Genomic DNA, 23,808 nt, shown 5'->3' with positions numbered 1-23,808 from the left:
CGTGCGGACAAGCCGGACGAGTGGGAACTGCAGGATGCATTTTACAGGGCGCTGACTCAATCTCTGGATAAGTAGATCTAACGCTCTGGAATCGTTCAGGTTTATGCTCTCTGGTTGATGTAACCAAAAATCATCCCTGTCATACTGGGAGTAAGCGGTTTTTCAGAATCCGAAAGTGCCGGCCCGGTGCAATCTGATACGGGAAGGCAGGAATGACGCAGCCCTGTGCACCCTGATGTGCGGGCGATAGAACCGCCGCACATGGTTTATCGTTATGTGCACGTACTTGTGTGTCGTCACATGATATTCGATGATTTCAGGTCGGTTGTCTTCCGGAACATCGCTGGCTGTGTCAACAGCCGGCACATACCCCTTGGGATATTTAGGATATATGAAGTCCACGTCGATCGAGCGTTTTGACGAATATCCCGGCGCATATTTGACTGAATAAGCATGGGCCTGCGCCACCGGTAGCGACATGGCCAGACCAGCCAATATGACGACACGCAGATTGATCTTGCTTGTTCGGGATATCATGGGCGAACCCTTTCAACTGACTTCAAAGATGGCCGCATCCTTGCCGGGTCATTTAAGCATTGCCGTGTCGCCTTAGTAAAGAGCCCGCGGGGCCTTATGCCCCGATCGAAGCCGGCAGTTGTGCCAGCCTGGTTTCCACCGCGCTCCTGAAAGATCGGCTGACTGGAACACTGTCACCGGAAAGCAGTACAAGTTTCATGTTCTGTCCGTCCCTGACCGCGTCAGCAATTGCGGAGCAAGCGACCCAGTGGGAGCGGTGGACCTGCATGCCGCGCGCGTCCGGCAATTCGCGTACGATGTCGGAGAACCGGCACAACACCATGCGCACCTCGTTGCCGGTGGTAATCCGGACATAATGCTCCTGGGCCTCGGCCCAGATGACTTGCCCGTCCAGGGGTGGCTCGATGGCCGACAGCAGCGTTGGCGCCAATTCACCCACGCTCTCATGATCGCCGGGCAACCGCTGGGCCGCCGACTGTGCTACAGCACTTCCAAAAGCTCCCAGCGCCAGCCTTGGCAGTGACAGCAGCAGGCAGAGCGCAATATGGTTGTCGGACAGGTAAAGCAGTTCCAGCGCGAATGCCTGGACCCTGGATTGCGTGTCGGTGCCGGCGGTTCCGATGCCCAGTTCCGGATAACCCAGCACGATGTCCATCGCCGTGACCGACAGGACAAACAGCACATGGCTGACCACGATTGCGATCCCGGTCACCCAGGCAAAGGAAACTGTTTCGGTCAGGTATCTCTCGAGCACCTGGCGGGCGGTGAAGAACAGCAGGGCTTCGATGGCGATGCGGACAATCCAGTACAGATAGGTTCCCGGCAAAGATACCGGAATGCTCTGTGCCACCTGGCTCGACGCGATCAGCAATGCAGCCAGCAGGGCCGTCAGCGCCATGAATAGCTCTTCGCGGTTCTGCATTGGCACTCCGTTGATGCATTCATTCGTGCTTCTTGAACGGAACTATGTACCTATGTTGCTGGAAGTTAAAGTGGTTTTGCCGTGCTCGCCAGGCAGCTCCGATGCGTGGACGGCATTTGAGAATTGAGGCTCGGCACCCGATTGCAAACGGCCGCTGCTCGACGGTTAATGGCAGCGTGCGGCCCGTACCTGCGCCGTTCGAATTGCAACAGCATCAGGAGTGCCATCCATGAAATTGTCCAGACTTGCCATTGCGGCCTTGCCGTTTTTCGCAATCGCCCTTGCTCCAGCCATGGCTCAGGATAAATCCATGGGTTTCTTTATCACCAGCGTCGGCTCCGGTAACGGCGGTAATCTCGGTGGCCTTGCAGGCGCTGATGCGCACTGTGCGAAACTTGCTGAAGCGGCAGGATCAACCGGGCGCACCTGGAAGGCCTATCTGAGCACCCAGGAAGAAGGCAAGCGCGGCGTCTCCGCCCGTGACCGCATCGGTAAGGGCCCCTGGCACAATGCAAAGGGCGTGCTGATCGCATCCGATCTGGATCAATTGCATCTGGCGCCAAACCTGGTCAAGTCGACAGGGCTGGATGAAAACGGCAACCTGATCAATGGGCGCGGCGACAAGCCCAACAAGCACGATATCCTGACGGGCACCATGGCAGACGGCACGGCTTATTTTCCGCGCGTGAAGGAAGACCGCACCTGCAGCAACTGGACGAGTTCGGGCGAGGGCACTGCCACAGTCGGCCACCATGACCGGCACGGTGGCGGCAACACGTCGTGGACAGCAGCCCATAATTCGCGCGGCTGTTCCCAGGACGATCTTGCCAAGACCGGCGGTGCCGGCTTGTTCATGTGCTTTGCCGCTGACTAGGAAATATCAATTGTAAGGCGTACGGCCGGGTGACCCCGTTACAAGGGTTGCCCGGTTTGTCTTATTCTGCTCATCTCGGCACTTCGTGCCGGGGTTTATATCGCTCACGCAAGCAGCCTAGCGGCTGCGCTCCGCGGGGGCGGGCCTGACCGGCCCGAGGCCTGTCGGGCCTGGTTGGAATTCATCACTACGGTTGTTCAGGGTCGGAGAACGGCCTGAGCGAAGCGAAGAAAGCTGTTCGACCACAAAAAACCCGCGCGCAGCGAGGACCAATTAAAGCCGGTACACCCGGATCTTGCTGTTTCTGCCGCGCACTGTCTGCTCGCCCAGATCATCCAGGTCATGTTTCGATGTCAGCTGCTCGGCCGTTGTCACGGTGAGCAGCGTTGTCACTGAGCGTTTCAGTGACGGATCGTCGGTGAACTGCTTGCCGAGCTGTTCAAGGCGCTGGGCGAGGTTCACGTTATCGCCGATGATGGTGTAGTTGATCCGTCCCGGTGCACCGATATTGCCGACGGTGACCGGCCCGCTGTGCAGGCCGATGCGGATCTTGATTTCAGGTTCGCCTGCCGCAATGCGGGCCTTGTTGTCTTCGTCCAGGGCGCGTTCAATCGCCTGTGCGGCGCGCACCGCCCGGTCGGCATGGTCGGCATAATGGTCGGGCGCGCCCCAGAACGCCATGACGCTGTCCCCGATGAATTTGTCGACGGTTCCGTCTTCGGCTTCTATGCATCGCGACAACAGTTCAAAATGCCGGTTGAGCAGCCTGGCAACCTGTTCCGCAGCAATGCCTTCGGAAAGTCCGCTATAGCCGACGATATCAGTGAACATGACGGTGACATCGCGCTCAACCGAGGTTGGGAACTTGTCCGCATCCTGGCTGATCAGGCGCCGCACCAGTTTTTTCGGCACGTAGGTTTCAAACCATTTCAGGCCCTCCAGCATGGTGTTGAAGGCAATGGCCTGATCATTGAGTTCACGGAATGCGCTGCCTTTCAGCTTCGGCGTGTCCGAGATATCAAGCTGACCGATACGCGAAGCGGCATAAGCGGTGTCGACGACCGGCTGCGCAATTCTGCGACCGAGCCATATGGCACCCGCCAGCGCGACCAGCAGGGTGGCAAGACCGGCGAGTGCGGCCCACAGCAGCCGCCGAAACTCGGCGTCCACCTCGGAACTGCGAAAATAGGTGCCTACTTTCCAGGGTTTGCTGGCAAAGCCCGGCAGGTCGCGATAGATGAACACGTACTCATCGTCAAACAGCCTGAGTACATGGCCCTGAAGGTCACTGTCGGTGGCAATTTCAAGCGGGAACCTGCCTTCGGTCTGCCAGAAGGCTGCCAGCACCGGGTCGCCGGTTTCGGCAAGACTGGGCAGCGGGGCGTCTTCGTTGCGGTTGCCGCCACGCAGGCTGGCCAGGTTGGGGTGGGCCAGGACCGTGTCCCTGTCGTGCAGGATATAGACATTGCTGCCGATGTCCGGGTCGAAGTTGCCGAGATAGGAAGACAGCTCGCTGACCGTGACCGATGCAACCAGCAGGCCCGGTTTGCCGTCCGGATAGGTCACCGGTGCGCGGTAGTTCAGCAGTGTCTTCTTGAGCAGCGGCAGCCAGATCGGATCGCCCCACGATCCCTTGCCATCACGAACCGCTTTGGCAACACCATCCAGGACCTTCTGGTCGGATGAATAATCACGTTTGATCTCGATAAAACCGGTATCGGACCGGGCCACACCGGTGCCCTGGTAGGCATGGTCGAAATACAGCACTGAATCCAGTTGCGGCGCGGCCGACAGGCCACCCTTGAAGGTATCGATCAGCCTGTCGCGCTGGGTCGGGTCGAGCTCTCCGGATGCAATAAGCTGGCCGAGCAGGGCGACCTGGTTGCTGGCCGGGTCGAGATGTGTCTCAACCTTTTCCGATGTTGTGGCCAGGATCATGTAGGCCTGCTGCTGCAGCAGCTCCTGGGTGTTCTTGGCGCCGCTCCACAGGCCGATGAACAGCACGCTCAACACGGCGACCAGCAGCAGGGCGCTTATACTGGTCGCCAGGGTGAACGTGAGGGACACCCCGCCACGTTTACGCAGTGCCCGCGTTATCCCGAACATTTCCGACCACTCTCGATTCTCATGCGGCCCACGATAGGACATGCGGGGCTATTCGCGAAATTCTGACTTATATGGCAGGTCGCAAGTGGTTTTCAACACTGCAGAAATTCCCTGGCTCGCAAGCCTGTCAGGCTGTCTGGTCGTTGTCCCTGGTGATTATGCCCAGCACATCATTGGTGAGGAATCCGTAGGATCTCGGACACGCCATGTCCGGCACGACGGCGACGTCGTAGAGTTCGCCGATCTTGCCGCCCTGCCTGGCCATGCCGTTCAGGTGGCAACGGTCCTCGGCCACGATTGACGAGATGAAGTCCGGCTTCCACACGGTTTCGAAACTGTGAACGGGCGAGACCCTGGCGATGCAGTTGTAGGCTGTGTTGATGAACACGACTTCATTGTCGCTGGTAACGCCGACATTGATGTGGGCATCGACGCCGACACGTCCTTCAAAGCGGATGAAGCCAAAAGTTGTAGCTGTCCCTTAAGCTAAAGTGCTGGATTCCGCCCTTAAGGTCAGGATTTGACTCATGAAATCCCCACATTCTAATCCTGGCAGGACGTGTACGTCGCAAAAGTGGGTTCTTCCGCGATCACTATGCTGATTACTGGCGGGTAGGTGTGCCAGCCGTGATGGTTGTGGAGGTCACATTTTGCCCTGGTCCTGGTCGCCCCAGCCCGGCGGTGCCGGGATCAGCATGTCGAGCAGCGCGTAGCACAGTGTCTTGCCGTGCCGGTCCAGCCTCAGATTTACATTGACGCCGCCGTCCAGCACGTCCTCCAGCACAAAGTTCATCGCGCCTAAGTTCGGCAGCACATATCGTGTGATGCCGGAAGGCGGGCTGAACGCAAAAGCTCGCCCGCACAGCTCTTCGGTCACATGGGTTTTCAGGTGATCGAAATGCTGCGGGTCGAACGCGATCACTGAAATGTTCAGCCGGTTGCCCTTGTCTCCGGCGCGCCCGTGCGCCAGGTGCCGGACCGCGATCATCTCACCGGCCTTCGCAAGGTCCGTCATGGCGTATCCTCCAGCAGGTAGCCGCGCGAGACAGCCTCGTTCTGGCGCACCGCACCCGCCACGGTTGCAGTGCGGGCGGAGATATTGAGGCGGATGCCGCCGCCGCCGGCCGGGCCGTTCAGGTAAAGCGCCTCTACTTCATCGAGCAGGGCGCGCACCTGCGCCCGGTCATGCGATGCGACGGCCATTCTGAGGCGCACGTCGCGCGGGCGTCCGGCGTTGTTTTTCGCCTCGTCATACATCGCGCCGATAATGTCGAAATGCGGCGCTGCCGAAGGCGCGATTGTTTCAAGCCGCTGCGTGAGAATGGTGCGCGCCATCTGTGCCCGGTCGAGGCAGGTGTCACCCATATAGGAAATCTCGCCTTCGCCGATCCAGCCTTCATCGACACAGGTCAGGGTCTTCAGCCAGTCCGGCCTGGCATGACCGACACAACCGGTCAGCGTCACCTCGTTGTTGCCGGTCAGTTGCATGGCGACGCCCGAGATATCCATGACCACGTCCGGCGTCAGGTAGCGGGCCGGGTCGTGAATTTCATACAGCATCTGTTCCGTCACCGTGGCCGTCGTAAGCAGGCCGCCGCCCAGTGGTTTGCTGATTGTCAGACGGTCATGTCCGCGTGCAACGCTGGCGACCGGGGCACCGAGCCGGGTCAGGCCGGGCACCTGCTTGGCGCCGGTGTCGGCAAAATACCCTCCGCAGACCTGGGTGCCGCACTCGATCAGGTGGCCGGCCAGGGTGGCCTGCGCCAGCCGGTTCCAGTCGATCCATTTCAGCTCGTGCTCAAACGCCACCGCCCCGACCACCAGCGACGGGTCTGCAACCCGCCCGGTGACCACGATGTCGGCCCCGGCATCCAGCGCCTCCACAATGCCGTTGGCACCGATATAGGCATTGCGGGATATGGCGCGGCCGTCATGTTCGGTGTCGCTGACCGGCAGTTCATCGCCGAGCACATAGCCGACCTGGCGGCGCAGGTTGTGCTGTTTGAGGAAACCGGCAATGGCTTCGGCCACCTGTTTCGGCGCACTGCCGCCAAAATTGCTGATGATCTTGATATTGTTGAGGATGCAGGTGTTGATGCAGGCTTCCAGATAGCCGATGGCCCGTTCAATTTGACGGCGCTGGCCGTCATCGCTTTGCGCCAGAGCCAGCGTGCGTTCGGCCAGGCATTCGAAAATCAGGTAGCGGTGGCCTTCGAACAGGGTCAGCGACTGGGCGGCGATTTCACCCAGTTCACGCCGGTCGTTCGAAAACCCGGCCCCAGCCGCTATATGTACGTCGCCCACAGTTCAAATCCCGCCCGGTTGCGCCTGGCCGTATCAGCCGCGCCGTCTCGCCATCAGTGACAGGTTCATATGATACAGGGATTCTGCATCGGTTATGGAATTGAAAATGCACGTACGCACAAGCACGTCATATCACTGTAACAAATCCCCGGCAGGTACGGTTTTACGAGGCGGGCAGAACTTTCCGGAAATGTCAGCGTTTTCAACACCAACGATTGCGTATGTCGTTTGAAAAACGTCAAATTCAAGTGAAAGCAAAATCCGTCAAAAAATGTTCATTTGAAAATTTCTGATGCGCGCATGAAAATTCTGTGTCACGATCAAGCTCGAGGGAGACGTACAAATGCATGACATGCAATTGTCCGAGCGGCAGGTCGAGATCGCGGAGCTGGTGCGTGAGCACGGGTTTTTGACCGTGGAGAAGCTGGCCGGGCATTTCGGCCTGACGACACAGACCATCAGGCGCGACCTGAATGCGGTGTGTGACCACAACCTGGCCCGCCGGCGTCACGGCGGCATCGAGAGTTCGACCCGGTCGGAGAATATCGCCTATGAATCCCGCCAGATACTGGCACGGCGCGCCAAGCAGGCCATCGGCCAGGAAGTGGCCCGCCATATCGCCAACGGGTCGTCGCTGGCGTTCAGCATCGGCACCACGCCGCAGGTTGTCGCCGAAGCCCTTCTGAAGCATGACAGCCTGCGGGTGTTCACCAACAATCTCAACATTGCCATGCTGTGTTGCAGCAACCTGTCATTCGAGGTCAATATTGCCGGCGGGCGGCTGCGCAATACCGATCGCGACATTCTCGGCAAGGGAATGGAAAGCTTCCTGTCGTCCTACATGGTCGATATCGGCATCTTTGGTGTCGCAGGCGTCGCCGAAGACGGCACGCTGCTCGACTTCTACGAAGAAGAGGTCCGGGCCCGCAATCTCATTCGCGAAAACAGCCGCGAAACCTTCCTGGTGCTAGACCATACCAAGTTCGAACGGGCTGCCCATGTCCGTGGCGGCAGTGTCGGCGAGGCCACCAAGGTGTTCTGCAATGCCCGCCCGCCGGAAAACATCCTCAAGATCCTGGCGGCGTCCGGCACCGAGCTGATCGTATGTGGCGAAGAGGCGGTGGCATGACCGGCATTCGCATCAGCAATCTTGTCAAGCAATGGGACGACGTCCGGGCCGTCGATGACGTGTCGTTCGACGTGCCCCAGGGCCGCCTGACGGTTCTGCTGGGTCCGTCGGGATGCGGCAAGTCGACCATCCTGCGCATGATTGCCGGGCTGGAGGACGCCAGCGCCGGCGAAATTCTCATCGATGGGCGTGATGTGACCCGCGAGGACCCGTCCAGGCGCGGCGTGTCGATGGTGTTCCAGTCCTACGCCCTGTTCCCGCACCTGAGCGTCAGGGAAAACATCCTGTTCGGGTTGAAGGTTCGCCGTGTTCCCGCCGCTGAACAGGAAAAGCGGCTGGCCGAAGCCGCCCACATGGTTGGGCTTGGCGACCTGCTGGACCGCAAGCCGGCAAACCTGTCCGGTGGCCAGCGCCAGCGCGTCGCCCTGTCGCGTACCATCGTGGCCAACCAGCCGGTGTGCCTGATGGACGAACCGCTGTCTAACCTGGATGCCAAGCTGCGGGCTGAAATGCGCGACGAGATTTGCGCTCTGCAGCGCAAGCTGGCGCTGACCATGGTGTATGTGACCCACGACCAGATCGAGGCCATGTCGATGGCCGACCAAGTGGTGCTGCTAAAAGACGGGCAGGTCGAGCAGACCGGGACGCCCAGCGAGCTTTATGAAATGCCGGACACCACATTTGCCGCCGGTTTCCTGGGCATGCCGCCGATGAACGTGCTGCGCATGGATCAGCTTTCAGGCGCCGGGATGCCGAAAGGGGCCGTGCCAAAGGCCGAACCGGGCTGCATGCTGGGCATTCGCCCGGAGCACATCCGGATTGCCGACAAGGGACTGCCGGTCGAGGTCGCGTCAACCGACTATATGGGGGCCGAAACGGTATTGCGCCTACGTCATGCCGACGAGGTCGTGATGGCGCGCATCCATGGCCGTCCGCAAGTGATCGCCGGCGACAGGCTGAACATCGCCTGGGCGGCAGATGAAGTTCATGTGTTTGACGAAACGGGGACCAGGCGGGGAAGCCCGGACACTTAGGTGTCACCACCGGCGCAATGGAAATGTTGCGCCGGCAACTGCAACTGGACCAGCACCGCTGGTCCGCTGATTAGAAAAAGAAACGGAGAGGAGTCGTGACTAATGTTTAAATCCATCACCAGGACAATCGCCGGCGTCGTCGCTGCCGCTTGCCTGTCAGTACTGGCAGCAGGCCTGTCGGGCGCAGCGTACGCCAAGACCAAACTGACAATGTACTATCCCGTCGCAGTCGGCGGGCCACTGACCAAGATCGTCGACGGCATGGTCGCCGACTTCATGAAGCAGAACCCGGACATCGAGGTGAACGCCATCTATGCCGGCAACTACAACGATGCCCGCATCAAGGCGCTGGCCGCGCTCAAGAGCGGCCAGCCGGCCCAGCTGTCGGTCATGTTCTCGATCGATCTTTACGAACTCATCGAACAGGACGCCATCGTCGCCTTTGATGATGTGGTCCAGACGGACGAGGAAAAAGCCTGGCTGAAATCCTTCTACCCGACGCTGATGGAAAACGGCACCACCAGCGGCAAGACCTGGGGTATTCCGTTCCAGCGTTCGACCATCGTGATGTATTACAACAAGGATGCCTTCAAGGCCGCAGGGCTGGACCCTGAGAACGCACCGGCAAGCTGGGACGAGCTGGTTGCCGCCGGCAAGAAGCTCACCAAGGCGGACGGCTCGCAATGGGGCATGATGATCCCGTCGACCGGCTACCCGTACTGGATGTTCGGCGCGCTTGCCATGCAGAACGACCAGGTGCTGATGAACGGCGCTGGTAACGAGACCAACTTTGCCGCGCCTGCGACCGTGGAAGCCCTGCAGTTCTGGAAAGACCTGGGCGGCAAGCACAAGGTGATGCCGGAAGGCACCATCGAGTGGGGAACGCTGCGCAAGAACTTCCTTGAAGGCAAGACCGCCATCATGTGGCACTCCACCGGCAATCTGACCACGGTCAAGAAGAAGGCCGGATTTGACTTCGGTGTCGCCATGCTGCCGGCCAACAAGCGCCGCGGCACACCGACCGGCGGTGGTAACTTCTACATCTTCAAGAAGACGTCTCCTGAAGAACGCTCAGCGTCCATGAAGCTGATCAAGTTCATGACCAGTCCGGCCCAGTCGGCCAACTGGTCCATGCAGACCGGCTATATGGGCATCAGCCAGGCAGCCTACGACACCAGCGAACTGCAGGACTACGTCAAGGGTTTCCCGTATGCGGCAGTGGCCCGCGACCAGCTGAACTATGCAACCGCCGAACTGTCGACCTATGAGACAGGCCGTGTGCGCAAGTCACTGGACGATGCCATCCAGGCGGCGCTGACCGGCAGCAAGTCTCCCGAAGACGCACTGAAGGAAGCCCAGGCAACTGCAGATCGCCTGCTCAAGCCTTACCGCTGATATCTGACAAACCGGACACAGGGCGCATTCACCCGCGCCCTGTGTCCCTCGCACTGACCCTGGACCGGAAAGAGTTGAATGCATCTGTCGCGAGACACAATGAGACATGTGCACGGTTGGCTTCTGTTGACGCCGGCCGCCATCCTGCTGGTGTCGTTCACCCACTATCCGACCATTGCAACCCTCATCAACAGTTTCTTCTCGAAAGGCAATTCCGTGCGCCCGTCACGGTTCATCGGGATGGGCAATTACGAGGCCATGACCCAGGACCCGATCTTCTGGAAAGTGCTGGTCAACAATATGTGGTTTGCGCTGGGCACCATTCCGACCTCCATCGGGCTCGCCATCATCATGGCGCTGGCGGTCAACCGCGCCATGCCGGGGCGTTCATTCGTGCGCATGGCGTACTTCACCCCGACCATCCTGCCGATGATTGCCGTTGCCAACATCTGGCTGTTCTTCTATTCGCCCGACATCGGCCTGATCGACCAGATCACCGGCTGGTTCGGGTTTTCCGGGCACAACTGGCTCGGTGATCCCGACACGGTCCTGTCGTCCATCATCGTCATGACGGTCTGGAAAGAAGCCGGCTTCTTCATGATTTTCTACCTGGCCGCGCTGCAGCACATTCCGCCGGAACTGGGCGAGGCGGCAAAGCTGGAAGGCGCATCGCGCTGGTACTATTTTCGCCGGGTGGTGTTTCCGCTGCTCATGCCGACCACGCTGTTTGTGCTGATCAATGCGGTGCTCAACTCGTTCAAGCTGGTCGACCATCTGTTCGTGCTGACCAAGGGCGGTCCGGACAATGCCAGCAACCTGCTGCTCTATTACATTTTCGAAAATGCGTTTTCCTATTTCGACACCAACTATGCCGCCACGCTGACCGTGGTGTTGCTGGGCCTGCTGGCGGTCATGGCGCTGGTACAGTTCTTCGTGCTCGACCGGCGGATACACTACCGATGAGCAAATCGCAGATGAAAAGCCGCAATTATACGGAAATCCTCGAGATTGTCGGGGCCTGGGTGCTCGCCGTGTTGTGGATATCGCCGTTGCTGTATGCGTTCTGGGCGGCCTTCCATCCCAGCGAATACTCGACGAATTTCGAGTTGCTGGCGCCGCTGACGCTGGACAATTTCCGCGAAGCGCTGTCGCAGGCGCCGTTCCTGCGCTACGGCATCAACACGTTCCTGCTGGTGACCATGTTGCTGGCCGCACAGATGGTTGTGGGAACACTTGCAGCCTACGCCTTTGCGCGGTTCCAGTTCTTCGGCAGCAATGTCGCGTTCGGACTGGTTCTGGTTCAGCTGATGATCACGCCGGAAATCCTGATCGTCGAAAACTACTCCACGCTGGCAAAACTGGGCTTCGTTGACACCATTACCGGTATCGGCCTGCCTTACATGGCCAGTGCTTTCGGCATCTTCCTGCTCCGCCAGGCATTCAAGTCGACGCCGAAGGAACTTGAAGACGCCGCCCGGCTGGAAGGCTGCGGCCTGTTCGGCATCCTGATGCGGGTCTATGTGCCGCTGGCCCGGCCGACCTACCTGGCCTTCGGGCTGGTGTCCATCAGCCACCACTGGAACAATTTCCTGTGGCCGCTGGTTATCACCAACTCGGTCGAGACCCGGCCCTTGACCGTGGGCCTGGGTATTTTCGGCGCGCCGGAATCCGGCGTCGACTGGTCCATCGTTTCGGCCGCCACCCTGTTGTCGGTGGCACCGTTGCTGATTGCCTTCCTGCTGTTCCAGCGCCAGTTCGTCCAGTCGTTCATGTATGCGGGCATCAAATGACCACGGTCGCCTCGTGGAACATCCAGAACGGCAAGGGCGCGGACGGCGTTGTGTCCCTGCCGCGTATCGCCGAGGTGATCTCGCGCATGGGCGAGCCTGATGTTATCTGCCTGCAGGAAGTGTCGCGGCATCTGCCGGTGTCAGGAGCCGGATTTGCCGTTGACCAGATCGCCGAGCTGGCTGACCTGTTTCCAGGCTATGAGGTGATCTTCGGCGTTGCCATAGAAGCGGGGCGCGCGCCGGGCGCACCGCGGTGGCAGTACGGCAATGCCACGCTGAGCCGCTTGCCGGTTGTCTCCGTGTTTCACCACGCCTTGCCGCAGCCGCCCCATGCCGGCGTGCGCCAGATGCCGCGCCAGGTCAGCGAGGTGACGGTTGCAACCGGCAACACTTCGCTGCGGGTGATGAACACGCATCTGGAGTATCATTCGCTTGAACAGCGGCTGGCACAGATTGCAAGGCTGCGTGAACTGCACCTGCAGGCGGCGGCTGTTGCGCACAGTCGACCTGATTATGATGACGCCGGCAGTTACAGCTTTCTCGACCGGCCGGAGAGTTGTGTCCTGTGCGGGGACTTCAATATCGAGACGGGATCACCGGAATATGCTGCCATGCTGTCCCCCGCCGATGGCGCCGCGGTCTGCTTCCGCGACGCCTGGCAGATTGCCCATGCCGACCGCCCGCATGACCCGACCTGCGGTGTGCATGACACCGTGCAATGGCCGCAAGGGCCGCACTGCCGTGACTTCTTCTTTGTTGCCGGTGCCGCAGCGAGCGCGGTTGAGGGCGTTTGCGTCGATACCGAAACCGATGCTTCCGACCACCAGCCGCTGATGCTGAGCATTGCCGGTACGCCCTGACAGGAGATTGCTGCCATCTTGCTTGCTGCCGAAAACACCGTGTCTGCTTCCTGGGCGATTGAGCGTTATGAGGACGTCCGCTCCAGGCTGCCCGGAGCAGTGTGCCCCGAACAGCCGGTCTGCGCCGCCAGTCTTGATGATCTCAGGGATGAGTTTGATGCATTCGTGTTCGACTCGTTTGGCGTCCTGAACGTTGGCGACGAACCCATTGCCGGTGCCCGCGCGCGCATTGACGCGTTGCGCGCGGCCAACAAGCAACTGCTCATCCTGACCAATGCTGCGACGGTTCCGCTGGGCCGGCTTGTGCACAAGTATTCGCAGCTCGGGTTTCAGTTCGAGGCGGCGGAAATCGTCAGCAGCCGGGAAGTGCTCACACGTGGGTTGAAGGCGTACGACGGCGAAATGAGGTGGGGTGTTGCGGCACCGCTTCAATCCAACATCGATGAGCTGCCGGGTCGTTGTCACCGCCTCACCGACAAGGCCGGATTTGACTACAGCGACGGTTTCATTCTGCTCTCCAGCCAGGACTGGACCCCTGAATTGCAGTCCCTGCTTGCTGAAGCAGTGGCAATGCGGCCACGTCCGCTACTGGTCGGCAATCCCGACATAGTTGCGCCTCGAGAAGGTGGCCTTTCACTTGAACCCGGTGCCTGCGCACATGAGATTGCCGATGCTTTGGGGATTGAACCGGTGTTTTACGGCAAGCCGTTCGGCAATGCCTTTTCAGAAGTGGCGCGCCGTTTTGAACCGGCGGTCGACCCGCACCGGATCGCCATGATCGGCGACAGTTTTCACACCGACATCCTGGGCGGTGCCGCCGCCGGCTGGCGCACCGTGCTGGTGACCGATCACGGTCTTGTAAAGGATCTCGACGTCGATGCCCTGATGCAGTCTTCGGGCATCGTGCCGGACTTCATCATCCCGTCTATCTAGGGTCTGCATTCAATCCCTGCTGGGCGGTCATGACCGGTTCACAGCTCACCGGGAAGTTCACCGAGCGGGCGATGAAACAGTATTTGTGGATATCGTGGTGAATGTCGTGGGCCCGGACAAGGTCACAACCGGCTTCGACCGTGATGTGCGGACGCAAGGTTGCATTCAGGAAACGTCCCGATCCGTCGGGCATGTTTTCACCTTGCGCCACCGGATCGTCGCGGTAGCTCAGGACGGTAATCTTGTCGACGCTGGCCAGGTGCAGGTACCACAGCATGTGACATGCCGACAGCGCCGAAATCAGCAGGTCTTCCGGGTTCATCAGCGTTGGATCACCGCCCAGCAGCGGGTCGTTCGAGCAATGGATGACCGGTTTTCCCGGCACTGCAATATCCCACGTCCTTTCGTAACCCTTGTAGGTGCGGGTGCCTTCGCCGGTATTGCCGGTCCACTCGACGCGGCTTGTATAGGTGTGGTTGTTGGCCATGATTGACTCCATATGTATACATGTATACATATTTGCTAATGGATTGATGGACTGTTTTCAAGGCGAAAAATGTGACTGACAACACCATTGTGGACGCACTGCGCGCCGACATCCTGAGCGGTGAGCTGCCGCCCGGGGCCGAACTGCACCAGGCTGGTATCGCGGAGCGCTTCGGCGCCAGCCGTATACCGGTCAGGGATGCGCTGGCCTCGCTGGCCGGAGAGCGGCTGGTGACGATCCGGCCCAATCGCGGTGCCTGGGTGGTCAGCCTGTCGCCAGCGGAAATCGGCGAAGTGTTCGAACTGCGCCTCATGCTGGAATGCAATTGCGTACGGGCTGCTGCGGCAGCCGCGTCTCCCGAGCAGGTTGACGAGGTGCGCTACCAGTTGCGCCGCTCATCGCTGGAAGCGGGCAGGGCGGGTTGGAGCAAAGGGGACCGGGATTTCCACGAAGCCCTTTACCAGCCGGCCGCAAAGCCGCGCCATGTCCGCCTGATCGGCGAACTGCGCAATCTGTGCCGGATCCACGCCAAGGGGTACGACAGCCTCAAGGCCCATACGCCGCGCTGGCTGGAAGATCACGAGGCAATCGCGGCGGAATTTGCCGCCGGGCATGCAACTGCGTGTGAAAAGGCACTGCGCAGGCATTTGTCGGCGACTAGGGATGTACTGCTTCAGGCCATGTCCGGCAGTTAGCTGCGCACTACAATCAGGCCGGCCCCGGCAATCAGGCCCATGCCGGTGACGGTTGCCAGGTCGGGGGTCTCCGCGAACAGCAAGAACCCAAACATCGTGGAGAATATCAGGTAGCTGTAGTCGAACGTGGCGACGATCACAGGGCGCGCAGCCTGATAGGCCGCAGCAAGTCCGACGCCTATGCCGACAATCAGCACCGCCAGCACCATGACGAGGCCCCATTCGCGCAGCGTCATGGCGGCCCACGGGCCCGACAGGAACGGTGGAAGAACTGTGCCCGACGGTTGCCAGGCGAACAGCACAACACTGACTGCCGCGCCGGTGATGAGCAAAACCAGGTTCAGCGAAATCGCCAGCGCCACGGGTGTATCGTGCTGGCAACGGTCGCGGGTCAGGATGGCGGCCAGGGCATAGAACAAACCGGACAGGACCGGCAGCAGGACCAGCAGCGAAAACTCATCGGTACCCGGCCTGATGATCAGCAGCACACCTGAAAACCCGGTGGCCACCGCCAGCCAGCCCCGCGTGCTCACCGGCTCACCGATCAGCACTGCTGACAGTATCGCGATGAACAGTGGTCCGGTGTAAAACCCCGCCGCCAGTGTGGATAGCGGCAACACCGGAATGGCTGCGTAAAGCGAAACATACATCAATACCAGCAGGCAGGATCTCAGCGTCACCCAGCGCGCTGCAGCCGATGCCAGAACGGCCGGTGTAGTTCGTTTCAACCCGGCAATGACCGCCAGCACCGGCAGGGCCAGCAAGGAGCGCAGCACATAGAGTTGCCAGAGTGTCAGGTCGGAGCTGGCATACTTGATGACGGCATCCTGCAGCGCCATCAGGAACACGGCGAAAACAATCAGGCAGGCGCCCGTGACCGGATTGTCGGGGCGGGAGGTGACAGATGAGGTGGTCATGAGATGTCCTCGACAGTTGTTTTGAGGCCACCATAGGTAAGGCATAACTATTCAATTAGACATTGCATTTGCAACTCACTATTGTCATTTTTCGAACAATGAGCATGAAACCTTTCAACGGTATCGAAATATTCCTGGCCATCGTCCGGCAGGGTTCGCTGCGCTCGGCCGCCAAATTGCTGGGCATGGGCGCACCTGCGGTCAGTTACCGGCTCAAGGCGCTGGAACGCGAACTGGATGTCAACCTGCTGGTCCGCACCACGCGCTCCATTGAATTGACGGACGCCGGACGCGCCCTTTTGAACCGGGCCGGTCCGGCCTTTGCCCAGATCGACGAGGCGATCGCCGAAGCCCGCGAGGCGGGCAGGGCGAAGACCGGCACATTGCGGCTGACGCTGCCGTGGAGCGCCTACCGTATTGCCATCGAGCCGGTACTGGCCGAATTTCAGGCCCAACACCCGGATGTCCGGCTGGAGCTGTCGTTTGATGAGGCCCTGGTCGATATTGTCGGCAATGGATTTCATGCCGGTATCCGGCTGGGCGACCGGCTGGCCGACGGCATGGTGGCGACACGATTGACACCGCCGCTGATGGCAGCGCTGTCAGCCTCGCCAGCCTATCTGGACCGTCATGGCCGCCCGGAGCGTCCGCGCGAGCTTTTGGTCCACAAGTGTATTCGCTACCGGTTCATCAGCGCCAACCAGGTTGCCGACTGGCAATTCCGCGAAGACGGTCAGGTGTTCACCGTCGATCCCGCCGCCAACCTGGTGTTCGACAGTTTCCAGTCGGTTGTGCAGGCAGCCCGCGAAGGCCACGGTATAGGCTGGTCGCTGCGCGCGGTTATCGAGCCTGACCTGGCTGCAGGCACGCTGCAGACGGTGCTGGACGCCTTCGCCCTCGAGCACCCGCCGTTCTTCCTGTATTACCCCGAGCACAACCGCCACCTCGACCTGTTGCGCCTGTTCATCGATTTCCTGGACGCACGGCGGAAGCGCTGAATGTATTGCGGGAAGCGCCATAGATAATGCCGCCGGCGCAAGGCCGGCGGCATCCTGGAGGCAGGTGTTGTATTTCCCGAACAGGCTGCCTCAGGCAGTCTGCAGGGTGTCTTCTTGCTTGTGCAGGCTGACAACGGCCAGCACGGTGCCGCCGAGAACCCAGTAATAGGCAGCTTCCAGCCCGGCAAGTCCGAGCGCAAACGGGGCGGCGACAAACACCAGGCCGACGAGGAAATCCACGGTCAGGTGCAGTTTGTAGGGCAGGACGCGGATGATGCCCAGGTGATGGTCGGTCAGGACGGTCAGCACGAAGGCGGCGATACCGGTTGCCACCGACAGCCAGAAGGCAAGCGGATTTACGCTGCCGAGGCCGAGAATGAACGGCATGGCGACAAGGCTGATGGCGACGGGATAATCGAGATAGGCATGAATGGTCTTTGTGATGAATCGGGGTAACATGGTTGGCTCTCCTGTGTTGGGTTGCACCGGCTTTGCCCGGTGATCTGGAGATAGTTTTATAGTTTGGAACCAATTGGTACAAAACACACTGAAACACGAATGCGTGAATTGTGTACCATTTGGTTTATAACTAGATGATAAGCACTGAAAGACAAAAGGCGACCTGATGGCACGGCCACGTGAATTTAAAGTTGAAGACGCCGTTGGCGGTGCCATGGACGTGTTCTGGGAGCACGGCTATGAGGGCGCTTCGCTGCCTGACCTGTTGTCCGGCATGGGGTTGAGCCGCGGCAGCCTGTACAAGGCTTTTACCGACAAGAAGTCGCTCTACCTGGTGGTGCTGGAGCGCTATGAAAAGGACTATGTCATTCCCGCCGTGGGACTGTTGTCAGGGCCTGATATCGCTGACGGCTGGGACCGGATCATGGCGTTGTTCGGCAATGTCATCGCTGACGTCAGGAAGGGCGACCGCCGCGGGTGCCTCGCCTGCTCGGCCGCTGCCGGGCCGGCGTCCGAAGATACCGATATTGCCGATGCTGTTCACCGCACGCTCGGCAAACTGCAAAAGGGGTTTGAAGTTGCCCTGAAAGCCTCGCCGGTTCACGCCGGCCTTGATGCGGCCGCCCGACGCCAAATGGCCGATATGCTGACGACGCAATATGTCGGTACGCGGGTCATGGCCAGGTCGCAGGCGCCCGTCGCCATGCTGAAACGCAGCGTTGCCTCCCTTCGGTTGCTGGCCTGAGCCTGCATGATTTACGGTACTTGACAGATTAGGACGGTTGCCCTAATTATCATTTGAATTAGGACGTGCGTCCTACACGCAGGAACTTGATGCATGAACGCAATGACCACGCGCGATCACATTGTTGCGGCAGCCGACCGGCTGTTCTACCGCCAGGGTTATGAGCACACCTCGTTTGCCGACATTGCCGGTGCGGTGCAGATTTCGCGCGGCAATTTCTACTATCACTTCAAGACCAAGGACGACATTCTTGAGGCCGTGATCGGCACGCGTATGTCTGATACGCGGCAGATGCTGGCGGAATGGGAAGCGGAAAGTGAAAATCCTGAACACCGCATTCGCAGCTTTATCCATATCCTGATTGCCAACCGGGCCGACATCAAGCGCTTCGGCTGTCCGGTCGGGACGCTGACCACCGAGCTTGCCAAGCTGAACCATGCATCGCAGGCAGGCGCTACCGCGCTGTTTTCGCTGTTCCGGACCTGGCTGCGCACGCAGTTCTCGGCTCTCGGGCTCGAAAGGGAGGCGGACCAGCTGGCCATGCATCTCCTGGCCCGCAGCCAGGGTGTTGCCACCCTGGCCAGTGCCTTCGGCGACGAAAAATTCATTCGCGGGGAAGTCAGTGACATGTGTGACTGGCTGGCATCGACTATCGACGGCACCCGGCCAGATCAACAGAAGAGGAATTGAAATGTTTGTCGTACTGCTCAAGTTTACTGCTGACAAAGCCCGTGCCGGTGAATTCATGGACGCCCACAAGGACTGGATCAAACACGGTTTTGGTGACGGTGTGTTCCTGATGGCCGGCAGCCTGCAACCGCAACTGGGCGGCGCCATCCTGGCGCATAATACATCACTGCCTGACCTGCAGGCCAGGGTGGCCGAGGACCCGTTTGTCGCCGAGAACATCGTCAGCGCCCACATTCACGAGATCACCCCGGCCCGGGCTGACGAGCGGCTGGATTTTCTGCTCGCCTGAGTGCTCATCCAATAGAAGGACACATTGAACGTGAGTGAGACATTCGAAGGACCGGACGGCCAACCGCGCTGCCGCTGGGCCGGCAGCGCGCCGGAGTTTTTAGACTATCACGACCGCGAATGGGGGTTTCCGGTGGATGATGACCGGCGGCTGTTTGAAAAGCTGTGCCTGGAGAGTTTCCAGTCCGGCCTGAGCTGGCGCACCATCCTCGCCAAGCGGGAAAATTTTCGCGCCGCGTTCGCCAATTTCGAGTTCGACAAGGTGGCCCGCTTCACCAAAACCGATGTCGAGCGCCTGCTCAAGGACGAAGGCATCGTGCGTCATCGCGGCAAGATCGAGGCAGTGATAAACAATGCCCGGTGCGCACAGGAGATGGTCGCCAGTGACGGCTCGCTGGCCGCCTACTTCTGGAGCTATGAGCCGGACGCGTCGCAACTGGGACAACCCCAGACCGCCTCAACCTCCGACGTGTCGGTTGCCGTGTCGAAAGACTTGAAGAAACGCGGCTGGAAATTCGTCGGTCCGACCACGGTGTACGCCTTCATGCAGGCCATGGGCCTGATCAATGATCATGTGGAAGCGTGTGTGATCAGGGCAGGGGTGGCACGAGCGAGAGAAAATTTCAGTTGCCCGGCACGGTGAAGAAACAATAGTTGCATCTGTGTATTCTTCCCTGTCAGGGTTCCTGTCACGGAAACACGTGCAACTGGACCAGCTCAGCGAGGCCTAAAGAGTGACAACCGACATTTTTGACCCGGCAACGATTCCGTTCATGGGGGCCGACGCGGGCATAAACCCCGATCAGGCCGACGCCGTCGTGTTTGGCGCGCCGCACGGCACGCCTTATCCGAACATCGACAATCAAGTCCATGCCGGTGCGCCGGATGCGCTGCGTGCCGCCATGGGAGAGGATTACGCGTGGCCGCACCATTGGGATTTTGACCTGGACGGGCCGCTGCTCGGCGATGGCGGGTTCACCCTTGCCGACGCCGGAAACCTGAAAACCTCAAGTCAGGATGGCAGCGGCAACAGGGCGGCGATCGAGGCCGCCACTGCGAGCATTGTGGAATCCGGTGCAGTGCCGATCATGCTCGGTGGTGATGATTCAACGCCGATCCCGTTCATCAAGGCGCTGGCGCCAGCAGGCCCGTTGACCATTATTCAGATTGACGCCCATATCGACTGGCGTGACGAACGCCGCGGCGAACCGCTGGGCTTTTCCAGCACCATGCGCCGCGCCTCCGAAATGGCGCATGTTGAACGCATCATCCAGGTCGGCATCAGGGGGCTGGGATCGGCCCGGCGCGAAGAGGTTGAGATTGCGCGCGACTGGGGGGCGGAAATCATCACCGCGCGGGCACTGCATGAACATGGTGTCGACCAGGCGCTGCAAGGCTTGCGAGAAGATGCCAACTGCCTGATCACCTTCGATTGCGATGCGCTGGATTCAGGCATCATGCCCGCCGTCATGGCACCGACGCCCGGCGGGCTCACCTACACCCAGGCAATCGACCTGGTTGCCGCCGTCACCGCCAGGGCCAACCTGGTGGCTTTCGACATGATAGAGTTTGTGCCGGAGCGTGACAGCAACGGCGTGGCGGCTTTCACTGCTGCCCGAATTGTCGCCAATGCGATAGGCTGTCTCGCCCGGCGTTGACGGTGCGATGAATCCCGGAGGCAGCTTTAGTGAGCCACCTCCGGGGGTCGGTTTCAATCAGGTTGCCGCCTGCGGAACTCCGTCACCGGCAGGCCGCCTATGCCCCAGTCCTGCAGGGCCACTTCGTCGATGACCACGAAAGTGGTGGCAGGAGACTTGCCGAGGACGCGGGCCAGCAGATCGGTCGTGCCCTTGATCAACTCCGCCTTTTGCTCCGCTGTCGGGCCGGTGCCGTCCGGGCCGCCTTCCTTTGTCACCTTGATGTTCACGTAGGGCATGTCAGGCTTCCTCGTGTTTTGCGACGTAGGTGAAGACTTTCGTCATGATGCGCCAGCCATGCTGGTCACGGCCCAGCGTCAGGAAGTCGAGATACTCGCGCTCCATCATGCTCATCGACGCCCTGACGAACGCCATGCGGGTGCCGCCGAACTCGATCGAGAAGATACGGTCATCGCGCACCTCGCCCCGGCTGGCAGGCGGTGTGCGTTTGTCGATCATGTCGAAATATTCGCCCAGCGACTTGTTCATATAGTCGCCCTCGATCATGTTCACATAGCGCGCATCCGGGTGGAAGATCTGTGCCAGCCGCTTCGTATCGGCGTGGTACAGCCCGTCGAAATAGCCGGCCATGATGTCGGTGACCTCGGCAAAGGCCTGTTGCTCCGCCATCACAGCAAGCCTTCCGCCTTCATGGCAGTCTGGGCTGCCGGACGGGCGGCGACGCGCTCGACGAATGCCGCCACAGCGGGCCATTTTTTCAGATCAATTCCGGTGAAGTTGGACCAGTTTGCAACCACGAACAGGTAGGCGTCGGCAACGGAAAAGCTGTCGCCCAGCAGATAGGTCCGGCCATCGCTCAGAATATCGTTGAGATAGTCGAACTTGCGCGCGACTGCCTTGCCCGCCGCCTGCTTGTCGGCCTCGTCGGCGGTGCCAGAGAAGAACGGGCCGAACGCCTTGTGCAGTTCGGATGCGGTATAGTTCAGGTGCTCCTGCAGCCGTGCTCGCGCGATGGTTCCGGCTTTTGGCGCCAGGTCGCTTTCCGGGTGCTGGTCGGCAATGTATTGCAGGATGGACGCACCTTCGGTGAGGACCTCGCCGGATGCCAGTTCGAGAGCCGGGACATAGCCTTTCGGATTGATCGCGGTGTAGTCGGCGCCGGATTTGGTGCGCCCGGCTTGAGTATCAACTTCTTCTATGTCGAAGGCTATGCCTGCTTCGTGCAGGACAACATGGCTGGCCAGTGAACAGGCGCCGGGTTTGTAGTAGAGCTTCATGGGATCAAGACCTTTCTCGTTGCATTCCGGTTGGGATTTCGAGACAGGTAAAGGCATTGATGATTAATTGATAATATTGATTTCTCATGATAACGATCTGAAAAATAGATCATATTTCAGATGTTGTGAGACTTGCCTTGACCTATGAACAATTGATCGTGCTGCACGCTATTGTCACCGAGGGAACTTTTCGCGGGGCCGCGGAGAAGCTGCACAAATCCCAGTCCGCTATCAGTCACATGCTGAAAAAGCTGGAGACCGAGATCGATGTTCCGCTGCTGTCGCGCGCTGCATACAGGCCGAAACTGACGCCCGAGGGCGAGGTGTTTTACCGGCAGGCAACGCGGGTCATGCAGCAGATGCAGCACCTCGGCAACATGGCTAAAAACCTGAGTGCGGGGCAGGAGGCCGAAGTGTTCCTGGCGGTCACTGCCACGTTCCCGCTGAAACCGGTCCTGGATATTGTCGGTACGGTGCGCGCGGCATACCCGGCCACGCATATCCGACTGGCGCGCGAAAGCATGGGCGGGCCGATCGAGCAGTTGCTGCGCCATGACGCCGATATCATCATCGCCACCATGGACGGCGTGCCGGTCGAGCAGGTCGAGGCAACCCCGTTTGCCGAGGTAACCATCATGCCGGTGGCCCACCGCGACTATGAACCGGCGCGCAGCGCCCACATGAAAACCATCTCCGAGATGCAAAGCTATACCCAGATTGTGGTAGCTGACAGCAGTTCCGGCGGCTTTGTCCAGAGCAGGGGCCTGCTGCCCGGCGGCTTGCGCTGGACGGTGTCCGACTTCGCCGCCAAGAAGGAAATCCTGCTGGCGGGAATGGGGTGGGGCGGCATTCCCACCCACATGATTGAACAGGAACTGGAAAGCGGTGAGCTGGTGCCCCTGAACATGGAGGGCTACCAGCCGCTGCGCTCGCAAGTGTTCCAGATCCGCCGCCGCGACCGCCAGGCCGGAACCGTCGCCCAGTGCATCTGGGAGAAACTGCTGGCGCGGTGATAGCCTGTGCCGGCGTTCCGTACGAGATCGCCGCCTGGCATTAGTCGATGCGGGTGAACGTGGCGGTGCCGACCTGCTTGAGGCCGGTATCGCCGAGAAAGTGCGGGCTTGCCACCAGCCGGATAGATTCGGCAGGCTGGTTTGCTTCATTGTCTGACGTATAGGTCGACCCCCGGTCGGTTCCCGCGTCCCATGCCCACAACACATAGACGGCTTCGTCGCGCCAGCCCGCGTCGTTGCGAAGATCAACACCCGCAACACCGGTAAACCAGTCCGGACTGGGGGCAATCATGGTGATAAACGACACTTTTGAATGGGTTTCGTTGACCGGGAATGTCACGGAAGTCTTTCCGGGCACCTTGGCAATGCCGTCGGCCTGAAACACATCTTTTACCCGCTTGCGCTCGATGGCTTCATCGAGTTCGGCGCGCAGAATACGTGGCCGGCCACGTTCCGCAACGGACCTGACGCCGCTGCTGGCGGTATTGCCGTCAGCAAACATGACATAGCGCCCGTGGTGAGTGGCCCCGATCAGCCCCGACATGTGCCCGCCTGCCGCCGGCCAGTCATATGGATGGGTGTCACTGCTCCAGCTGATGTCGATCCGCAGTTCATACTTTGCTTCCTCGGCTATGACCGATGAGGCGAAGCCCAGGGTCAGCAATAGTGCTGCAAGTATCCGGATCATAGAAAACAT

29 protein-coding genes are annotated in these 23,808 nt (G+C 60.0%); 16 read left to right on the top strand and 13 right to left on the bottom strand.

All coding sequences use genetic code 11. The annotated features are described in order from the left end of the window. Positions 1-162: 162 nt before the first annotated feature. On the bottom strand, positions 163-537 hold the full coding sequence (locus DHN55_RS15860) for a hypothetical protein (RefSeq protein WP_108882430.1): 375 nt from the start codon (positions 535-537) through the stop codon (positions 163-165). 94 nt (positions 538-631) lie between these two features. After that, positions 632-1,459 carry a LytTR family transcriptional regulator DNA-binding domain-containing protein gene (locus DHN55_RS15855; RefSeq protein WP_108882429.1) on the bottom strand — a complete coding sequence of 276 codons (828 nt, stop codon included), beginning with the start codon at positions 1,457-1,459 and terminating at the stop codon, positions 632-634. 229 nt (positions 1,460-1,688) lie between these two features. Between DHN55_RS15855 and DHN55_RS15850 the strand changes: the two genes are divergently transcribed. Beyond that, positions 1,689-2,333 carry a hypothetical protein gene (locus DHN55_RS15850; protein ID WP_108882428.1) on the top strand — a complete coding sequence of 215 codons (645 nt, stop codon included), beginning with the start codon at positions 1,689-1,691 and terminating at the stop codon, positions 2,331-2,333. A 273-nt stretch (positions 2,334-2,606) separates the two neighbouring features. Here the strand turns inward: DHN55_RS15850 and DHN55_RS15845 are convergent, their stop codons facing one another. The 4 genes from DHN55_RS15845 to DHN55_RS15830 form a co-directional block, all read right to left on the bottom strand. Beyond that, complete coding sequence (locus DHN55_RS15845; protein WP_337660395.1) at positions 2,607-4,439, bottom strand: adenylate/guanylate cyclase domain-containing protein; 1,833 nt, start codon at positions 4,437-4,439, stop codon at positions 2,607-2,609. A gap of 127 nt (positions 4,440-4,566) precedes the next feature. Continuing rightward, the gene (locus DHN55_RS15840) at positions 4,567-4,860 is read right to left on the bottom strand and encodes a DUF4915 domain-containing protein (RefSeq protein WP_337660420.1); all 294 of its coding nucleotides are present in this window, start codon (positions 4,858-4,860) and stop codon (positions 4,567-4,569) included. A 222-nt stretch (positions 4,861-5,082) separates the two neighbouring features. Continuing rightward, positions 5,083-5,454, bottom strand: coding sequence for an AtuA-related protein (locus tag DHN55_RS15835; RefSeq protein ID WP_337660394.1), 372 nt, complete (start codon positions 5,452-5,454; stop codon positions 5,083-5,085). Beyond that, entirely contained in the window at positions 5,451-6,743 is a 1,293-nt protein-coding gene (locus DHN55_RS15830) for an acyclic terpene utilization AtuA family protein (RefSeq protein ID WP_108882425.1), read from the bottom strand. Before DHN55_RS15830 ends, DHN55_RS15835 begins: the two co-directional genes overlap by 4 nt. A gap of 343 nt (positions 6,744-7,086) precedes the next feature. Between DHN55_RS15830 and DHN55_RS15825 the strand changes: the two genes are divergently transcribed. From DHN55_RS15825 to DHN55_RS15795, 7 genes are all read left to right on the top strand, one after another. Then, positions 7,087-7,872 (top strand): DeoR/GlpR family DNA-binding transcription regulator, encoded by a 786-nt coding sequence (locus DHN55_RS15825; protein WP_337660393.1) that lies wholly within the window; start codon positions 7,087-7,089, stop codon positions 7,870-7,872. After that, positions 7,869-8,906, top strand: a complete 1,038-nt coding sequence (locus tag DHN55_RS15820; protein ID WP_108882424.1) for an ATP-binding cassette domain-containing protein — start codon at positions 7,869-7,871, stop codon at positions 8,904-8,906. The genes DHN55_RS15825 and DHN55_RS15820 overlap by 4 nt, the downstream gene beginning before the upstream one ends. A 102-nt stretch (positions 8,907-9,008) precedes the next feature. Further along, a complete protein-coding gene (locus DHN55_RS15815) occupies positions 9,009-10,301 on the top strand; it encodes an extracellular solute-binding protein (protein WP_108882423.1) in 1,293 nt (430 codons plus the stop codon). Between the two features lie 99 nt (positions 10,302-10,400). Next, positions 10,401-11,264 carry an ABC transporter permease subunit gene (locus DHN55_RS15810; RefSeq protein WP_108882422.1) on the top strand — a complete coding sequence of 288 codons (864 nt, stop codon included), beginning with the start codon at positions 10,401-10,403 and terminating at the stop codon, positions 11,262-11,264. Next, on the top strand, positions 11,261-12,091 hold the full coding sequence (locus DHN55_RS15805; RefSeq protein ID WP_337660392.1) for a carbohydrate ABC transporter permease: 831 nt from the start codon (positions 11,261-11,263) through the stop codon (positions 12,089-12,091). The genes DHN55_RS15810 and DHN55_RS15805 overlap by 4 nt, the downstream gene beginning before the upstream one ends. Then, positions 12,088-12,951: an endonuclease/exonuclease/phosphatase family protein gene (locus DHN55_RS15800; RefSeq protein ID WP_108882420.1), complete on the top strand. Its 864-nt coding sequence runs from the start codon at positions 12,088-12,090 to the stop codon at positions 12,949-12,951. The genes DHN55_RS15805 and DHN55_RS15800 overlap by 4 nt, the downstream gene beginning before the upstream one ends. An 18-nt stretch (positions 12,952-12,969) precedes the next feature. After that, positions 12,970-13,884, top strand: coding sequence for an HAD-IIA family hydrolase (locus DHN55_RS15795; RefSeq protein WP_337660391.1), 915 nt, complete (start codon positions 12,970-12,972; stop codon positions 13,882-13,884). Here DHN55_RS15795 and DHN55_RS15790 read toward each other — a convergent pair. Then, the gene (locus DHN55_RS15790; protein WP_108882559.1) at positions 13,877-14,371 is read right to left on the bottom strand and encodes an OsmC family protein; all 495 of its coding nucleotides are present in this window, start codon (positions 14,369-14,371) and stop codon (positions 13,877-13,879) included. The genes DHN55_RS15795 and DHN55_RS15790 overlap by 8 nt on opposite strands. A 71-nt stretch (positions 14,372-14,442) precedes the next feature. On the opposite strand from DHN55_RS15790, the gene DHN55_RS15785 reads away from it, so the two are divergent. Next, on the top strand, positions 14,443-15,066 hold the full coding sequence (locus tag DHN55_RS15785) for an FCD domain-containing protein (RefSeq protein WP_108882418.1): 624 nt from the start codon (positions 14,443-14,445) through the stop codon (positions 15,064-15,066). Here DHN55_RS15785 and DHN55_RS15780 read toward each other — a convergent pair. After that, complete coding sequence (locus DHN55_RS15780; protein ID WP_337660390.1) at positions 15,063-15,983, bottom strand: DMT family transporter; 921 nt, start codon at positions 15,981-15,983, stop codon at positions 15,063-15,065. The genes DHN55_RS15785 and DHN55_RS15780 overlap by 4 nt on opposite strands. A 104-nt stretch (positions 15,984-16,087) precedes the next feature. On the opposite strand from DHN55_RS15780, the gene DHN55_RS15775 reads away from it, so the two are divergent. Beyond that, positions 16,088-16,981, top strand: a complete 894-nt coding sequence (locus DHN55_RS15775) for a LysR family transcriptional regulator (RefSeq protein ID WP_337660389.1) — start codon at positions 16,088-16,090, stop codon at positions 16,979-16,981. A 90-nt stretch (positions 16,982-17,071) separates the two neighbouring features. On the opposite strand, the gene DHN55_RS15770 is transcribed toward DHN55_RS15775, so the two are convergent. Beyond that, on the bottom strand, positions 17,072-17,440 hold the full coding sequence (locus tag DHN55_RS15770; RefSeq protein WP_108882415.1) for an SPW repeat domain-containing protein: 369 nt from the start codon (positions 17,438-17,440) through the stop codon (positions 17,072-17,074). 166 nt (positions 17,441-17,606) lie between these two features. On the opposite strand from DHN55_RS15770, the gene DHN55_RS15765 reads away from it, so the two are divergent. From DHN55_RS15765 to DHN55_RS15745, 5 genes are all read left to right on the top strand, one after another. Next, complete coding sequence (locus tag DHN55_RS15765) at positions 17,607-18,185, top strand: TetR family transcriptional regulator (RefSeq protein ID WP_108882414.1); 579 nt, start codon at positions 17,607-17,609, stop codon at positions 18,183-18,185. Between the two features lie 93 nt (positions 18,186-18,278). After that, entirely contained in the window at positions 18,279-18,875 is a 597-nt protein-coding gene (locus DHN55_RS15760) for a TetR family transcriptional regulator (RefSeq protein ID WP_108882413.1), read from the top strand. 1 nt (position 18,876) lies between these two features. Further along, positions 18,877-19,164 (top strand): hypothetical protein, encoded by a 288-nt coding sequence (locus DHN55_RS15755; RefSeq protein ID WP_108882412.1) that lies wholly within the window; start codon positions 18,877-18,879, stop codon positions 19,162-19,164. A gap of 30 nt (positions 19,165-19,194) precedes the next feature. Next, entirely contained in the window at positions 19,195-19,806 is a 612-nt protein-coding gene (locus DHN55_RS15750; protein WP_108882411.1) for a DNA-3-methyladenine glycosylase I, read from the top strand. 91 nt (positions 19,807-19,897) lie between these two features. Then, a complete protein-coding gene (locus tag DHN55_RS15745) occupies positions 19,898-20,821 on the top strand; it encodes an arginase family protein (RefSeq protein ID WP_337660388.1) in 924 nt (307 codons plus the stop codon). A 53-nt stretch (positions 20,822-20,874) separates the two neighbouring features. Here DHN55_RS15745 and DHN55_RS15740 read toward each other — a convergent pair whose 3' ends face one another. Genes DHN55_RS15740 through gstA form a run of 3 tightly spaced genes read right to left on the bottom strand, consistent with a single transcriptional unit; the run spans position 20,875 to position 22,098 of the window. After that, positions 20,875-21,099 carry a 2-hydroxymuconate tautomerase family protein gene (locus tag DHN55_RS15740; protein WP_108882410.1) on the bottom strand — a complete coding sequence of 75 codons (225 nt, stop codon included), beginning with the start codon at positions 21,097-21,099 and terminating at the stop codon, positions 20,875-20,877. Position 21,100: 1 nt separating this feature from the next. After that, positions 21,101-21,490 carry a nuclear transport factor 2 family protein gene (locus tag DHN55_RS15735; protein ID WP_108882409.1) on the bottom strand — a complete coding sequence of 130 codons (390 nt, stop codon included), beginning with the start codon at positions 21,488-21,490 and terminating at the stop codon, positions 21,101-21,103. After that, complete coding sequence (gstA, locus tag DHN55_RS15730; RefSeq protein ID WP_108882408.1) at positions 21,490-22,098, bottom strand: glutathione transferase GstA; 609 nt, start codon at positions 22,096-22,098, stop codon at positions 21,490-21,492. Before gstA ends, DHN55_RS15735 begins: the two co-directional genes overlap by 1 nt. Before the next feature lie 137 nt (positions 22,099-22,235). Between gstA and DHN55_RS15720 the strand changes: the two genes are divergently transcribed. Beyond that, positions 22,236-23,111 (top strand): LysR substrate-binding domain-containing protein, encoded by an 876-nt coding sequence (locus tag DHN55_RS15720; RefSeq protein ID WP_108882406.1) that lies wholly within the window; start codon positions 22,236-22,238, stop codon positions 23,109-23,111. Positions 23,112-23,151: 40 nt separating this feature from the next. Here DHN55_RS15720 and DHN55_RS15715 read toward each other — a convergent pair whose 3' ends face one another. Then, positions 23,152-23,799, bottom strand: coding sequence for a spondin domain-containing protein (locus DHN55_RS15715; RefSeq protein ID WP_337660387.1), 648 nt, complete (start codon positions 23,797-23,799; stop codon positions 23,152-23,154). Positions 23,800-23,808 lie beyond the last annotated feature (9 nt).

It is taken from the genome of Anderseniella sp. Alg231-50, assembly GCF_900149695.1.
GTDB lineage: Bacteria > Pseudomonadota > Alphaproteobacteria > Rhizobiales > Aestuariivirgaceae > Anderseniella.
Note: the sequence above shows the minus strand (reverse complement) of the source record. Positions and strands in the feature narration are given on the sequence as shown.